At 63.7% G+C, this 14,185-nt stretch carries 12 protein-coding genes; 3 read left to right on the forward strand and 9 right to left on the reverse strand.

Annotation, left to right across the window (positions count from 1 at the left end; translation table 11 throughout):
* Positions 1-100 precede the first annotated feature (100 nt).
* On the forward strand, positions 101-571 hold the full coding sequence (locus IE116_RS09235; protein WP_189611774.1) for a GNAT family N-acetyltransferase: 471 nt from the start codon (positions 101-103) through the stop codon (positions 569-571).
* 57 nt (positions 572-628) lie between these two features.
* Here IE116_RS09235 and IE116_RS09240 read toward each other — a convergent pair whose 3' ends face one another.
* Entirely contained in the window at positions 629-1,822 is a 1,194-nt protein-coding gene (locus IE116_RS09240) for an acyl-CoA dehydrogenase (RefSeq protein ID WP_189611776.1), read from the reverse strand.
* A gap of 247 nt (positions 1,823-2,069) precedes the next feature.
* Between IE116_RS09240 and IE116_RS09245 the strand changes: the two genes are divergently transcribed.
* Positions 2,070-2,984: a LysR family transcriptional regulator gene (locus IE116_RS09245; RefSeq protein WP_189611778.1), complete on the forward strand. Its 915-nt coding sequence runs from the start codon at positions 2,070-2,072 to the stop codon at positions 2,982-2,984.
* A 121-nt stretch (positions 2,985-3,105) separates the two neighbouring features.
* Here the strand turns inward: IE116_RS09245 and rpoD are convergent, their stop codons facing one another.
* The 4 genes from rpoD to rpsU form a co-directional block, all read right to left on the reverse strand.
* Positions 3,106-5,481: an RNA polymerase sigma factor RpoD gene (gene rpoD, locus IE116_RS09250; protein ID WP_229828417.1), complete on the reverse strand. Its 2,376-nt coding sequence runs from the start codon at positions 5,479-5,481 to the stop codon at positions 3,106-3,108.
* 675 nt (positions 5,482-6,156) lie between these two features.
* Positions 6,157-8,268 (reverse strand): DNA primase, encoded by a 2,112-nt coding sequence (gene dnaG / locus IE116_RS09255; RefSeq protein WP_189611780.1) that lies wholly within the window; start codon positions 8,266-8,268, stop codon positions 6,157-6,159.
* 45 nt (positions 8,269-8,313) lie between these two features.
* Positions 8,314-8,775 (reverse strand): GatB/YqeY domain-containing protein, encoded by a 462-nt coding sequence (locus tag IE116_RS09260; protein WP_189611781.1) that lies wholly within the window; start codon positions 8,773-8,775, stop codon positions 8,314-8,316.
* Between the two features lie 256 nt (positions 8,776-9,031).
* The gene (gene rpsU / locus IE116_RS09265) at positions 9,032-9,244 is read right to left on the reverse strand and encodes a 30S ribosomal protein S21 (RefSeq protein WP_179585951.1); all 213 of its coding nucleotides are present in this window, start codon (positions 9,242-9,244) and stop codon (positions 9,032-9,034) included.
* Between the two features lie 180 nt (positions 9,245-9,424).
* Here rpsU and tsaD point away from each other — a divergent pair, with 180 nt between their 5' ends.
* Complete coding sequence (gene tsaD / locus IE116_RS09270; RefSeq protein ID WP_189611783.1) at positions 9,425-10,465, forward strand: tRNA (adenosine(37)-N6)-threonylcarbamoyltransferase complex transferase subunit TsaD; 1,041 nt, start codon at positions 9,425-9,427, stop codon at positions 10,463-10,465.
* Between the two features lie 75 nt (positions 10,466-10,540).
* On the opposite strand, the gene plsY is transcribed toward tsaD, so the two are convergent.
* From plsY to IE116_RS09290, 4 genes are all read right to left on the reverse strand, one after another.
* Positions 10,541-11,167, reverse strand: a complete 627-nt coding sequence (gene plsY, locus IE116_RS09275) for a glycerol-3-phosphate 1-O-acyltransferase PlsY (RefSeq protein ID WP_189611785.1) — start codon at positions 11,165-11,167, stop codon at positions 10,541-10,543.
* Positions 11,168-11,322: 155 nt separating this feature from the next.
* Complete coding sequence (ybaK, locus tag IE116_RS09280; RefSeq protein WP_189611786.1) at positions 11,323-11,811, reverse strand: Cys-tRNA(Pro) deacylase; 489 nt, start codon at positions 11,809-11,811, stop codon at positions 11,323-11,325.
* 45 nt (positions 11,812-11,856) lie between these two features.
* Positions 11,857-12,792 carry a site-specific tyrosine recombinase XerD gene (gene xerD, locus IE116_RS09285; protein ID WP_373303042.1) on the reverse strand — a complete coding sequence of 312 codons (936 nt, stop codon included), beginning with the start codon at positions 12,790-12,792 and terminating at the stop codon, positions 11,857-11,859.
* Between the two features lie 237 nt (positions 12,793-13,029).
* Complete coding sequence (locus IE116_RS09290; RefSeq protein WP_373302979.1) at positions 13,030-14,022, reverse strand: tripartite tricarboxylate transporter substrate binding protein BugE; 993 nt, start codon at positions 14,020-14,022, stop codon at positions 13,030-13,032.
* Positions 14,023-14,185: the final 163 nt, after the last annotated feature.

The raw sequence follows: 14,185 nt of genomic DNA on the forward strand, positions 1-14,185 counted from the left end.
CAGTTGCAGGGCCGCAGGCCCATCAAGGTTCGCAGATCGCGTCGCCTCCGGCGCCACGTTCGCATCCGCCCCCGTTCAGGTTTTTCCAAAGATTCGCCCTATGCACATTCGCGCGCTGCACCCTTCCGACTACGCACTGCTGTCCCCGGTCCTCGATGAATGGTGGGGCGGGCGCTCCGTTGGCGGGCTGCTGCCGCGCCTGTTCTTCGAGCACTTCGGGTCGACCAGTTGCGTGCTGGAAGAAGAGGGCGCGATCAAGGGCTTCCTGGTCGGTTTCGTCTCGCAGTCCCTGCCCACCGTCGCGTACATCCACTTGGTGGGCGTGTCTCCGGACAAGCGCAAGCAGGGCTATGGCGGCCTGCTGTACGAGCGCTTTTTCGACCTGGCTGCCGTGCACGGCTGCTCGGAAGTGCATTGCATCACCTCGCCCGTCAATGCGGGGTCGATCGCCTTTCATACGCAGCTCGGGTTCGAGATCGTCGATACCGGCGATGCGGTGGACGGCATTCCGGTCAAACTCGACTACGCAGGGCCCGGACAGCACCGGGTGCTATTCAGAAAACAGCTCTGAGGACAAAAAAAACCCGGCATATGCCGGGCTATTTCATGGTGGAGACAGCCGGTACGATCAGCTGAACGCCTGGATGCCGGTCTGCGCGCGACCCAGGATCAGCGCATGGATGTCATGCGTGCCTTCATAGGTGTTCACGACTTCCAGGTTCACCACGTGGCGGATCACGCCAAACTCGTCCGAAATGCCGTTGCCCCCCAGCATGTCGCGGGCCACGCGGGCAATGTCCAGCGACTTGCCGCAGGAATTGCGCTTCATCATCGACGTGATTTCGACCGCGGCCGTGCCGTTGTCTTTCATGCGGCCCAGTTGCAGGCAACCTTGCAGCGCCATCGTGATTTCGGTCTGCATGTCGGCCAGCTTCTTCTGCACCAGCTGGTTGGCGGCAAGCGGACGGCCGAACTGCTTGCGGTCCAGCGTGTATTGACGGGCGGTATGCCAGCAGTATTCGGCCGCGCCCAATGCACCCCAGGCGATGCCAAAACGCGCCGAGTTCAGGCAGGTGAACGGTCCTTTCAGGCCGGACACGTTCGGCAGCAGGTTTTCCTGCGGCACGAACACTTCGTCCATCACGATTTCACCGGTGACCGACGTCCGCAGGCCGACCTTGCCGTGCACGGCCGGCGCGGTCAGGCCCTTCCAGCCCTTTTCAAGGATGAAGCCGCGAATCGCGTCCTTGCCATCGTCACCCTTGAGCTTGCCCCAGACGACGAACACGTCGGCGATCGGCGAATTGGTGATCCACATCTTGGAGCCCGACAGCGAGTACCCGCCGTCCACCGGCTTGGCACGCGTTTCCATCGAGCCCGGATCCGAGCCATGGTTGGGTTCGGTCAGGCCAAAGCAGCCGATCCATTCGCCGCTGGCCAGCTTGGGCAAGTACTTCTGCTTCTGTTCTTCGCTGCCGAATTCGTTGATCGGCACCATGACCAGCGACGACTGCACGCTCATCATCGACCGATAGCCGGAATCCACGCGTTCGACTTCACGCGCAATCAGCCCGTAGCTGACGTAGTTCAGGCCCGACCCACCGTATTGTTCGGGAATCGTCGGTCCGAGCAGGCCCAGTTCGCCCATCTCGCGGAAGATTTCCGGATCGGTGCGTTCGTGGCGGAACGATTCCAGCACGCGCGGCATCAGCTTGTCCTGGCAGTAAGCGGCCGCCGCGTCGCGGATCATCCGCTCGTCGTCGGTCAATTGCTGGTCCAGCAAGAGGGGATCGTTCCAGTGAAATTGGGCAGGTTTGTGCATAAGCGTCATGTCTCGGTGTTTTGGTGCCAGGCGTCGTGGTCTGCGCCCGACGACTGCGCTTGCCTTCGACACGGGGTCGGATGACAAGCACGATACCGGATGGGGCGGTGATCCGCCAAACGAGTTCTTTGCACCGACCTGTGCGTTTCTTGCACTCCGTACAGAGTATGCTGGATGATCGCCGCCGATGTCCGGGCGCCACTCCCTGGCCATTTCTGCACACCTTTTTCCTTACGGTCGTCGTTGCATGCGTCGCAAACTTCCCAGCACCGCTGCCCTGGCAGCCTTCGATGCCGCCGCGCGGCACCAGAGCTTTACCAAGGCCGCTGAAGAACTGGCGCTGACGCAAAGCGCAGTATGTCGCCAGATCGCCAACCTGGAAACCTTTGTCGGCCTGAAACTGTTCAGGCGGTCACGGCGCGGCGTGACACTGACCCAGGCAGGCGCCAGCTACAGCATTGCCGTGGCCGGCAGGCTTGAGGAAATGGAACGTGACACCCTGGACCTGATGGCCACCCGGGGCGAAGGCGGAGTACTGGAACTGGCCGCCGTGCCCACCTTTGCGACCCGCTGGCTGCTGCCCCGCTTGAAGCGCTTCGAGGCGCGCGCGCCCAAGGTCATCGTCAATATCATGCCGCAGAGCCGCCCTTTCCTGTTCGAAGGCACGCCCTTCGACGCGGCCATCTACGCGGGTGACGGGCATTGGCCCGGCACGGAAGCCATCGCGCTGATGCCGGAACGCCTGGTGCCCGTGTGCGCGCCGTCGTTGATCGCACCCCACGGCGCGCTGACGCCCGGCCAGTTCCGCCGCTACCGGCTGCTGCAGCAGACCACGCGGCCCTATGCATGGCGCGCCTGGTTCGACATCCAGGGCGTGCGGCACGACCATGACGTGGCCGGGCCGAGGTATGAACTGTTTTCCATGCTGATTCAGGCGGCCGTCCACGGACTGGGGATCGCCCTGGTGCCGGCTCTGCTGGTGGAAGAAGAGCTGGCGTCAGGCAAGCTGATCGCCGCATCCCCCCTGGCGTCGGGGGTGGACAAGAGCTACTACCTGGTCCTGCCGGAATGGAAAGCCGAAAACCCGCTTCTGCGCACCTTTGCGGACTGGCTGCGTAAGGAAGCAGAACCTTATCGGAACGAACAGCTCGTCGAGCTCTGAAGGCGACGGGCCGGCCGGACGAACAAGACGGACGAGAAAGACGGACACAAAAGACGGACGAAAAAAAACCGGACTCCTTAGAGTCCGGTTTCTGCACGGCGCCTTGCTGCGACGCCCGTGATTACTGCCCTTCGAGGAAGCTCTTCAGCTTGTCTGCGCGGCTGGGGTGACGCAGCTTGCGCAATGCCTTGGCTTCTATTTGTCGAATGCGCTCGCGCGTCACGTCGAACTGCTTGCCGACTTCTTCCAGCGTCTGGTCGGTGCTCATCTCGATACCGAAACGCATGCGCAGCACCTTCGCTTCACGCGGCGTCAACGAATCCAGCACTTCCTTGACCACGTTGCGCATGGAGCCATGCAGCGCGGCGTCGGACGGTGCGAGCGTCGTCGTATCTTCGATGAAGTCGCCCAGATGCGAATCGTCGTCGTCGCCGATCGGCGTTTCCATCGAGATCGGCTCTTTCGCGATCTTCAAGATCTTGCGGATCTTGTCTTCCGGCATGTCCATCTTTTGCGCCAGGGTTGCGGGATCGGGCTCGGCGCCCGTTTCCTGCAGGATCTGACGGCTGATCCGGTTCATCTTGTTGATCGTTTCGATCATGTGGACCGGGATCCGGATGGTACGTGCCTGGTCGGCGATCGACCGCGTGATGGCCTGACGGATCCACCACGTGGCGTACGTCGAAAACTTGTAGCCGCGACGGTATTCGAACTTGTCCACCGCCTTCATCAGGCCGATGTTGCCTTCCTGGATCAGATCCAGGAACTGCAGGCCACGGTTCGTGTACTTCTTGGCGATCGAGATCACCAGGCGCAGGTTGGCCTCGGTCATTTCGCGCTTGGCCTTGCGGGCTTTCGCCTCGCCGGTGGCCATTTGCTTGTTGACGTCCTTCAGGTCCTTCAAAGGCAGCACGACACGCGATTGCAGGTCGATCAGCTTCTGCTGCAGTTCCTGGATGGCCGGGATCTGGCGCTTGAGCGTTTCCGAGTACGAATGGTTGGCGTCGACTTCGGCCAGCACCCAGTTCAGGTCGGTTTCGTGACCCGGGAAAGTCTTGATGAAGTGCGTGCGCGGCATGCCGGCACGGTCGATACACGTCTGCATCACGGCGCGTTCGAGCTTGCGCACTTCTTCGACCTGGGCGCGCAGCGTATCCGCCAGGCGTTCCACCATCTTGGCCGTGAAGCGGATGCCCATCAGCTCGTTCAGGATGGTTTCCTGCGCTTCGGTATAAGCAGCCGACTTGTAGCCGTCGTGCTCGTAGGCGTGGCGCATCTTCTCGAACCATGTCTTGACGCTGGTGAACTTCTCCAGCGACTTGACGCGCAGTTCTTCGACCTGCTTGCTGCTCATGCCGCCAGCCGGTGCGTCTTCGCTTTCATCGTCTTCGTCGTCGGCCGCGGTCACGCCCGAGCCGGCGTACTCTTCGCCGTCGTTCGGGTCGATCAGGCCATCCACCACTTCGTCGATCTGCGCTTCAGCCGAGCGCACGCGTTCGGCGTGTGCCAGGATTTCGTTGATCGTGGACGGGCAGGCCGAAATCGCCATGACCATGTGCTTCAGGCCGTCTTCGATCCGCTTTGCGATCTCGATTTCGCCTTCGCGCGTCAGCAGTTCGACCGAGCCCATTTCCCGCATGTACATGCGGACCGGGTCAGTCGTACGGCCAAAGTCGGAGTCCACCGTGGACAGCGCGGCTTCGGCTTCTTCTTCGGCGTCGTCGTCGGACGAGGCCACCGGCGCGTTTTCGTTCAGCAGCAGCGTTTCGGCATCGGGCGCCTGGTCGTAGACCGAGATGCCCATGTCGTTGAACGTGCTGATGATGCCGTCGATCGCTTCGGCGTCGACGAGATCATCGGGCAGGTGGTCGTTGATTTCGCCGTACGTCAGGTAGCCGCGATCCTTGCCGAGCTTGATCAGCAGCTTCAGGCGGTTGCGGCGCGCTTCGTATTCTTCGGGCGACACGGGGCCACGGGCGATCAGGTCTTTCGGATCGGCCTTGCCGCGCTTGCCACGGCCCTTCGGGATCTTGATTTCGGGAATCGGCTCGGCGTCGACATCGACCACGTCGTCGAAGTCGGCACTTGGCGCGCCTTCGGCGGGCTTGGCGTCCTTGGGCGGACGGCCCGGACGGCGACCGGCCGGCTTGGCCAGCAGTTCGGCCAGCTTCTTCTCGGCCGTTTTCTTTTCCGCGGCGGTCAATGCTTTCGCAGGCGCCACCTTGGCCGTTGCCGTCTTGGCGTCAGCCTTCGGCGCCTTGGTCGAGGCCTTGGCGGTCGTGGTCTTGGTGGCAGCGGCGGCCTTGAGTACAGGCTTGGCCACGGCGGCGGGTTTATCGATAGGTTCCAAAGGCATATCCACCAGTTCGCCAGCCATAGCGGCGGCTTTGGTTGTGGTCAGGATCTTCGTCGTGGCCCTTCCCGCGGACTTGACCGTCACGGTCACGCCCTTCGGGCCGTCCTTGGGCAAAACCGCGGTCACTGCGGGCTTCGCCATCGTCGTCGACGCAATCGCCGTGTCCTTCGCCATGTCTTGCCCTTCGGCTTTGGATTTGTTTACAGTCAGCGTCTTGCCAGTCGTCTTCGCCATGGTCGGTCAACCACTCCTATTGTCGTTCGACCTGCCTTGAGCAGGTCCGCCACCCGTGTACCTGTGCGGTTGTGCATGCGTCGCACGCCGCGTGCAACGACAGCCTCTCGCGAGGCCGGCATTGCGGGTGGCCGCTGTATCAGCGGCGCGGGTAATGTGTTTCAGTCTGCGTGTTGCGGTCTGCGTGGACCGTATTCAATAATCAAGGTGCCCGACAAGTGCGATGCGCCCTGGTGCGAATGCGGTCACGTGCCCTCGTCACGTGTCCTCTGGTGCTGCCGGGCGTGATGCCCAGCCTTTCGGGTACTGCGCCCCGATGGAACGATGACCTGACAGCGCGACGAGTGCTTGCGGTTGCAGACGGCGGGCGTGCCGTGCGGTTGCGTGCTGGATGCGGAGTCGGTCTGGCGTTCGGATCGGTGCGTTAAATTCGGTGCGTAAAATTTGGTGCGTTAATTCTGTGCGCCTATATTCGGTGTGCTTAATTCCGTACTGCAGCTCGGCTTGTCGACCGGGGGGCGCTTTTCACCTTTTCACGCTTCCAGCCGGTAAAAATCAATGCAGAGTGTAGGAGGTAACCCTCTATTCTATCACTCTGGGCTTTTTTAGCTCGGCCATTCTTTCCTTCAACGCCAAATATCGCGCTTTTGCCTCATCGCCGGCCAGTCCGCCCGCGATCAAGGCCTGCTGTTCACGCGCCGCGGCGTCGAATTCGATGGTTCGGAGCGCATCGAACAATTCGCCCGCCGGATCAGGCAGTTCGTCTTCATAGATGGTTGCGGTGGCGGCCATTACAAGGGGCTGCGCCAGCGAAGTTCCCTCAGCCGCCTGGATCAGCGCGCCCGTATGGGACGCACCCGTGCTGCGAACCAGCGCAACCAGCTCGCGCACCGTTTCGAACCCGGCAGTGCTCGACAGCATGGCTTCGGCCGCTTCATCCAGTTGATTGACCGAGGCCGGATGCGTCAACAGCAGTTGCAACAGGCGCTGGGCGATCGGCGTCACGACACGGCGGGCCGGCGGCGGCGCGCCGGGCAACTCACGCTGGCCGCGGAAATTCCTGTCGGACTTGCCCCAGGACTTGCCCGAGCCGCCTTTCCAGTTGCCGTTGCCGCCCTGGCCGCCGTACTTGCCGCCGCCTTGTCCATAACCGCCCTGACCTTGCCCGCCAGAATGTCCCTGGCTGCCTTGCGGCTCGTACTGGCCGGCCGCGTCGTCGTAGTACGGTTCGTACTGCCCGTCCATGCCGGGCTCATAGTCCGGGAAATGGCCATCATCATGCGGGCCGTCGCCGGCTGGGTGAGCGCCGCTTGCCTCACCACTATTAGACTCAGAGCGCATAACCGGCATGACAGTTCCCCGCTGACCCGACGCAGCGTGGACAAGCGGGCCGCTGGGCACGTCCTCAAGATGGATCAGCTGCGTGAGTTCTTCGGGCGTCAGCCGCGTCAACTGAGCGAGTTCGCGCTGCACCTGCATCCGCAGGGCGCCGGCCGGCATCGCCTGCAGCAGCGGCCGCGCGTCGTGGATGCAGCGCGCGCGCCCCTCGGCTTCTTCCATCGGATGGCGGCCCACCAGTTCGCTCAGCATGAATTGCGACAGCGACATCGCTTCTTTCAGTGCGGTGCGAAAGCCATCGGGCCCAAATTCACGCACGTACGAATCGGGGTCATGCCCTTCGGGCAGGAACAGAAAGCGAATGCTCGCATCGTCGCGCAGCAACGGCAGACAGGCTTCCAGCGCCCGCCAGGCGGCCTTGCGTCCGGCCTTGTCCCCGTCGAAGCTGAAAATCACCAGGTCGCTGGCGCGCAGCAGTTTCTGCACGTGGACGGGCGTGGTCGCGGTACCCAGGGTCGCCACCGCGCACTCGATCCCCAGCTGCGCCAGCGCCACCACATCCATATAGCCTTCGACCACGATCACCATCCCATTGCTGCGGATGGCGGTACGCCCTTCCCACATGCCGTAGAGCTCGGAGCCTTTCGAAAAGATGGGTGTCTCGGGTGAATTCAGGTATTTGGGCTCGCCCTTGCCAATGATCCGCCCGCCAAAGCCGATCAGATGGCCCCGCGCATTGCGGATCGGGAAAGTCACGCGTTCCCGGAATCGGTCGTACCGCCGGCCTTCCTCGTTCAGGATGACCAGGCCGGATTCGACCAGCAGCGGGTCGTCGTAGTTGGGCAACACCGCCTTCAGGCCCTGCCGGTCGTTGCCGGCCCAGCCCAGGCCGAAGCGGGCGGCGATTTCACCCGACAGCCCGCGCGATTTCAAATATTCGATCGCCGGCCGCGCGGTACGCAGCTGCTGGCGATAGTGGGTGTTTGCAGTTTCCAGGACGTCGCTGTGGCGGGAGACGACCGCTTCGCGCTGGGCGCGGGCCGCGCGCTGGCGTGGGCTGCGTTCTTCTTCCGGCACCTTCATGCCGGCGTTGCCGGCCAGGCTGCGCACGGCGTCGGGGAAGCTCGCGCCGGTGTGCTCCATCAGGAAACGGATCGCCGTCCCGTGGGCGCCGCAGCCAAAGCAGTGATAGAACTGCTTGGTCGGGCTGACCGTAAAGGACGGCGACTTTTCGCTATGGAACGGGCACAAGCCGAGCAGGTTGGCGCCGCCCTTGCGCAAGGGCACGTACTGACCCACCACGTCGACGATGTCGACGCGGGCAAGCAAATCCTGAATGAATGAATCCGGGATCATGCGTGGTGGCCCCGCAAGGGTCGGCCTCAGGAAAGACGCGTGGGCTCAGCCCAGCTGCGCCTTGATCAGCTTCGACACTTCCGACATGTCGGCCCGCCCTGCCAGCTTCGGCTTGACCAGACCCATGACCTTGCCCATGGCGGGGGCGCCCGTCACGCCTTGCGCCGCCACGGCGGCCACGGCCTCGGCAACCACGGCGTTGACTTCTTCCTCGCTCGCGGCCTGGGGCAGGAATTCCTGCAGCACGGCGATTTCGGCACGTTCGGCATCAGCCGTTTCGGTTCGACCCGCCTGGTCGTAGGCCAGGATCGACTCGCGACGCTGCTTCACCTGCTTTTCGATGATGGTGGTGATCTCGGCGTCGGACAATTCGCGACGCTCGTCCACTTCCTTCTGCTTGATGGCGGCGAGCAGGAAACGCACCGTGCCCAGGCGTTCAGCCGCCTTGGCGCGCATCGCGCTTTTCATTTCGTCGGAAAGGCGGGTCTTGAGAGGGGCGTCGCTCATGGGATACTCAGCGCTAGAAGTCGAACAGGCAGGGGAAACTTGCGTAGGTCAGTGGTGCGCGCAGTCAGTGCACAACGAACAACAAAAGCCGCTAGGCATAGGCCATAGCGGCTGGTGTTGACAGCGAATTCCTGAGTCACCTTCCGAGGGAAACACGCACCTGGATGGAACACACACTCCGGAAGTGCCGCGCCGACCTCAACACATGGCGCTGCGAATTGGTGGCGCGCTAGCGACACCAACCTGCAGCAGCCAATCAGAACAGGCGCTTGGGCAGCTGTTGGCTGCGGATACGCTTGTAATGACGCTTGACGGCAGCAGCGTGCTTGCGCTTGCGCTCTGCAGTGGGCTTTTCATAGAACTCGCGCGAGCGCAGTTCGGTCAGCAGTCCCGTCTTTTCGATGGTGCGCTTGAAACGACGCAGTGCGACCTCAAACGGCTCATTTTCTTTAACGCGAATCGTGGGCATGTAGCAATTGCCTTGGGGTTGGATGAATTAGCCTGCCAATATAGCAGGTCTGCCAGAAGAATGCCAGTGCACTGGCGGGCCGGTGCTACACTTTCTGGCTGCTCAGGGAAAGCCCTGCCCTGCCGGGACGCTGGCGCCACCCGCGTTGCTGCACCCGCCTTGTCTACTTGTGGCCTCATCATGATTGTTCTCGGATTCGAAAGCTCCTGCGACGAGACCGGCGTTGCCGTCGTCGATGCCGACCGCGGCCTGCTGGCCCATGCCCTGTATTCCCAGATCGAGATGCATCAGGAATACGGCGGTGTCGTGCCCGAGCTGGCGTCCCGGGACCACGTGCGGCGCATTCTGCCCCTGACCCGACAGGCGCTTGCCGATGCCGGGCTGACGCTCGATGACGTCGGCGCGGTGGCGTACACCGCCGGCCCCGGGCTGGCTGGCGCGCTGCTGGTGGGGGCCAGCGTCGCCCAGGCGATCGCCTGGTCACGCGACCTGCCGTCCATTGCCATCCACCATCTGGAAGGGCACCTGCTGTCCCCCTTGCTATCCACGCCGCGACCGGACTTTCCCTTCGTCGCGCTGCTGGTGTCCGGCGGCCACACCCAGCTGATGCGGGTCGACGGCGTGGGCGATTACACCCTGCTGGGCGAAACGCTGGACGACGCCGCGGGCGAAGCGTTCGACAAGTCCGCCAAGCTGATGGGACTGGGCTACCCCGGCGGGCCGGCGCTGTCGCGTCTGGCCGAACAGGGTGACGCCAGCCGCTTCGACCTGCCCCGCCCCAAGCTGCACAGTCCGGACCTGGACTTCAGCTTCAGCGGCCTGAAGACGGCCGTATTGATCAAGATGAAGTCGCTGGCTGAAGGCGACGAGCAGGCCAAGGCCGACCTGGCCGCCGCCACGCAGAACGCCATTGTCGAGGTGCTGGTCGCCAAGTCGGTCAAGGCGCTGCAACAGACCGGCCTGAAGCGGCTGGTGATCGCCGGTGGCGTCGGGGCCAATCGGTTGCTGCGCGAGCGGCTGGCCGAGCGCCTGACCAGGCTGCGCGGCCAGGCGTATTTTCCGCCGCTGGAGCTTTGCACCGACAACGGCGCCATGATCGCCTTTGCAGCCGCCATGCGTCTGAAAGCCGGGATGGTGGACGTGGATAGCCGCAACACCGCGTTCACGGTCAAGCCACGGTGGAACCTGGAAGACGCCGGCAAACGGCCCGAAGTGGCCTGAGGCGGCAGTGGCCCGTGCCCGAGCGTGGCGGCAGAGGCATCGACCCGCATATGGCGCCAGCTGGCCGGCTTCCCTTTACCCCGCCTTCTTTTTCGACCCGATCTTGCTTTCCTTGCCGGCCATCAGCTTGGCGATGTTCTCGCGATGCCGATAGATCAGCAGCAGGCTCATCAGCGCAATCGCGGTGCCGATGCGAGGGTCGGCGTCCCAGGCCACGTCATGGCCGAACACGTAGAACAGCGGCGCCAGCACCGCCGCGGCCAGTGCAGCCAGCGACGAGTAGCGAAAGATCACGGCAACCAGCAGCCAGCTGAGCAGCACCGCCAAGCCCAGACCCGGTTCAATCGCAAGCAGCACGCCAAGCGCCGTCGCCACGCCCTTGCCGCCCTTGAAGCGGAAGAACACCGGATACAGATGGCCGACAAACACGGCCAATGCCGCCATCGCCACGGCGCCGTTGCCCACGTTGTAGGCCGGACCGAAAGCCTGCACCAGCCAGACCGCCACATAGCCCTTTGCCCCGTCGCCCAGCAGCGTCAGGATGGCCGCGAGCTTGTTGCCCGAGCGCAGCACGTTGGTCGCACCGGGGTTTTTCGAGCCGTAGGTGCGGGGATCGGTCAGTCCCATGACGCGGCTGACGACCACCGCGAAGGAGATCGACCCGATCAGGTAGGCAAGCACGACGGCGGCGACGGTAAGCATGCGGAGAAATCCTTGGGCAGCGACGGGCTGCAACGACAGGCGGGAATTCTACCCATCCCGGGACCGTCACGCTGGCTGACGAGGCGGTTTTTTTATCGGGCTGTTCCGCAAGGAAGCCCAACGATCGCACCGCCAGACGGCACGACGGCGTCCGGCTACTCCAGCGCCGCCGACACCGGAACCGCCTTGAGCAGGCGTACCAGTTCCTGCGGATCGATCCCCACCAGATAGCCGCGCTTGCCGCCGTTGATCAGAATTCTGGGCAACTCGAGCACGGACGCTTCGACGTAAACCGGCATGGCCTTGCGCGTGCCGAAGGGCGACGTGCCGCCCACCAGATACCCCGAATGGCGCTGGGCCACCTCGGGTTTGCAGGGCGCCACCTTCTTGACGTCGATCTGGCGGGCCAGGTTCTTGGTCGACACTTCGCGGTCGCCATGCTGCAGCACGACCAGCGGCCGGGTGGTCTCATCTTCCATGACCAGCGTCTTGATGACCATGTGCTCGTCCACGCCGATCTGCCGGGCCGATTCCGACGTGCCGCCGTGATCGACGTAGTCGTAGGGATGTTCGGTGAAGGCAACCTTGTGCTGGCGCAGGAACTGGGTCGCAAGGGTTTCGGATACGTGTCTGGCTTTGCTCATGAGGATCGGGACGGCGGAACGTGACGTTCGACGAAGGATGCCGCGTCAACCGCGCGGGTGGTGCTGGGCATGCAGCGATTTGAGCCGCTCGCGCGCAACGTGGGTATAGATCTGGGTGGTGGAGATGTCGGCATGGCCCAGCAGCATCTGCACGACCCGCAGATCAGCGCCATGATTCAGCAGATGGGTCGCGAACGCGTGCCGCAGCACATGGGGAGACAGCGCCACGGCGATGCCTGCCGCGCGGGCGTATTTCTTGACGATCAGCCAGAAGCCCTGGCGCGTCATGGGCCCGCCGCGCGCCGTGATGAACAGGGCGTCGCTGACCTGCCCGTTCAGCAAGGCCGGACGCGCGTCGGCCAGGTACAGCGTGATCCAGTGCGCGGCTTCGGCGCCCAGGGGCACCAGCCGGTCCTTGCCGCCCTTCCCCAGGACCACGCGCACCACGCCTTCATTCAGGCCGACGTCCAGGGACTTCAGACCCACCAGCTCGGATACCCGCAGCCCGGTGGCATACAGGGTTTCGAGCATGGCGCGATCGCGCTGGCCCAGGGCCGTGGCGGTCTGCGGCGCGGTCAGCAGCGCTTCGACCTGGGCTTCGGACAAGGTCTTGGGCATGCGCGGCGCCTGCTTGGCCGACCGCAGGGTCAGGCAGGGGTCGGACGCCGCGTGGTGGGTGCGCAGGGCCCACTGGTAGAACCGCCGCAGGGTGGCCAGGCGGCGATTGGCGGTCGTGGCCTTGGTGTCGGCATGCACGGCGGCAAACCAGGATTCGATATCGCCAGCACTGGCGTCGCCCAGGCTGCCCTTGCGGGCGTGCCGCAACCAGCCGTCAAAGGCCTGCATGTCGCGGCGATAGGCGGCCAGCGTATTGGCCGACAGGCCGTCTTCGAGCCAGAGGGCGTCGATGAATACGTCGATGACAGGGTCGTAACGGCCGGCGTGGGCGGGCGCGGCCGGGGCAGAGGCGTCAGCGGACAAGGCATCGGCGGACGCCCCGTCAATGGACGCAGGCACGGCGGAGTCAATCAGGGCGGGAGCAGCGGGCATCCAGCGATGGTCGCAATGCCACCGCGCCTTGTCAACGCAACGGCAGGACGAAAACATCCTGGCTTCCCGCGCAGGCAACACACCAGAAACGAAAAAACCCGCAAGCATGCTTGCGGGTTTCGAGACCTTGCCGGCGGCTGACCGTCAGCCGTCACAGCATGGGCATCATCATTCCAGCTTGATGTTGCGGGCCTTCACGATGGTCTTGGCCTTGTCGAATTCCTTCTGGATTTCGCTGCGGAATTCTTCCGGCGTGTTGCCCGAGGGGGCGGCGCCCTGCTTGGCCAGCGTTTCCTTCACGGCCGGGTCATTCAGCACCTTGACGGCGGTGTCGCGCAGCTTCTTGACCACATCGGCCGGCGTACCGGCCGGCGCGAGCAGACCATACCAGGCGGGATCATTCATGGCCGTGAGGCCGAGTTCCTTGAACGTCGGCACGTTCGGCAGGCCTTCGACGCGTTCCTTCCACGACACGGCGATGGCGCGCAGCTTGCCGCTCTGGATGTGCGGCATCGACGACGGCAGGTTGTCGAACAGGATCTGCACCTGTCCGCCCATCGCGTCGGCAATGGCCGGACCCGATCCGCGGTAAGGAATGTGCACGATCTGCGCGCCGGTCTCGACCTGATACAGCTCGCCCAGGAAGTGAAGGATGCCGCAGGTACCCGAGCTGCCATACGAATACTTGCCTGGGTTTTTCTTCAGTTCTTCAAGGAAGCCCTTGTAGTCCTGGGCGGGAAATTTCGGGTTCACGGCCACGACGTTGGCGGTGTACGCCAGGTTGGTGATGGGCTGGAAGTCCTTGATCGGGTCGTAGCCCAGTTTGGGATTGCACGCCGGGTTGATGGCCATCGTGGACACGGTGGCGATGCTGAGCGTGTAGCCGTCGGGCGCGGCACGTGCGGCTTCGCTGGCGCCAATGGCGCCGCCGCCGCCGCCGCGGTTTTCCACCACGAAAGGCTGGCCGAGTTCGCGGCTCATCTTGTCACTGACCAGGCGCGCGACGATGTCGGTCGTGCCGCCCGGTGCAAACGGAACGATCACGCGCACGGGTTTGTTCGGAAAGGTGGCCTGCGCCTGGGCCAGGCCCGGAGCAAGGGTCACGGCCATGACCGCCGCAGCGGCTGCGCCATAGCCAAGCTTGAACAAATTGGTTTTCATGCACTCTCCTGTTTATTATGGATAGTTGGTGCCGACATGCGCGGATATGGCATACGGACGTCCCCTGCGAAAATTCCCCGTCCGGCAGCTCCGGTAATCACTTCATCCGGATGGTGCTGAGCTTTTGACTCCGGGGGATGCGGTCGAGAATAACAAACAGGTT

It is taken from the genome of Pigmentiphaga litoralis (genome assembly GCF_014651835.1).
Classification (GTDB): Bacteria; Pseudomonadota; Gammaproteobacteria; order Burkholderiales; family Burkholderiaceae_B; genus Pigmentiphaga; species Pigmentiphaga litoralis.

Excerpts from the sequence above, each read along its gene's own strand:
- IE116_RS09235 (WP_189611774.1), top strand. The coding sequence starts at position 101 with ATGCACATTCGCGCGCTGCACCCTTCCGACTACGCACTGCTGTCCCCG.
- IE116_RS09240 (WP_189611776.1), bottom strand. The coding sequence starts at position 1,822 with ATGCACAAACCTGCCCAATTTCACTGGAACGATCCCCTCTTGCTGGAC.
- IE116_RS09245 (WP_189611778.1), top strand. The coding sequence starts at position 2,070 with ATGCGTCGCAAACTTCCCAGCACCGCTGCCCTGGCAGCCTTCGATGCC.
- rpoD (WP_229828417.1), bottom strand. The coding sequence starts at position 5,481 with ATGGCGAAGCCCGCAGTGACCGCGGTTTTGCCCAAGGACGGCCCGAAG.
- dnaG (WP_189611780.1), bottom strand. The coding sequence starts at position 8,268 with ATGATCCCGGATTCATTCATTCAGGATTTGCTTGCCCGCGTCGACATC.
- IE116_RS09260 (WP_189611781.1), bottom strand. The coding sequence starts at position 8,775 with ATGAGCGACGCCCCTCTCAAGACCCGCCTTTCCGACGAAATGAAAAGC.
- rpsU (WP_179585951.1), bottom strand. The coding sequence starts at position 9,244 with ATGCCCACGATTCGCGTTAAAGAAAATGAGCCGTTTGAGGTCGCACTG.
- tsaD (WP_189611783.1), top strand. The coding sequence starts at position 9,425 with ATGATTGTTCTCGGATTCGAAAGCTCCTGCGACGAGACCGGCGTTGCC.
- plsY (WP_189611785.1), bottom strand. The coding sequence starts at position 11,167 with ATGCTTACCGTCGCCGCCGTCGTGCTTGCCTACCTGATCGGGTCGATC.
- ybaK (WP_189611786.1), bottom strand. The coding sequence starts at position 11,811 with ATGAGCAAAGCCAGACACGTATCCGAAACCCTTGCGACCCAGTTCCTG.
- IE116_RS09290 (WP_373302979.1), bottom strand. The coding sequence starts at position 14,022 with ATGAAAACCAATTTGTTCAAGCTTGGCTATGGCGCAGCCGCTGCGGCG.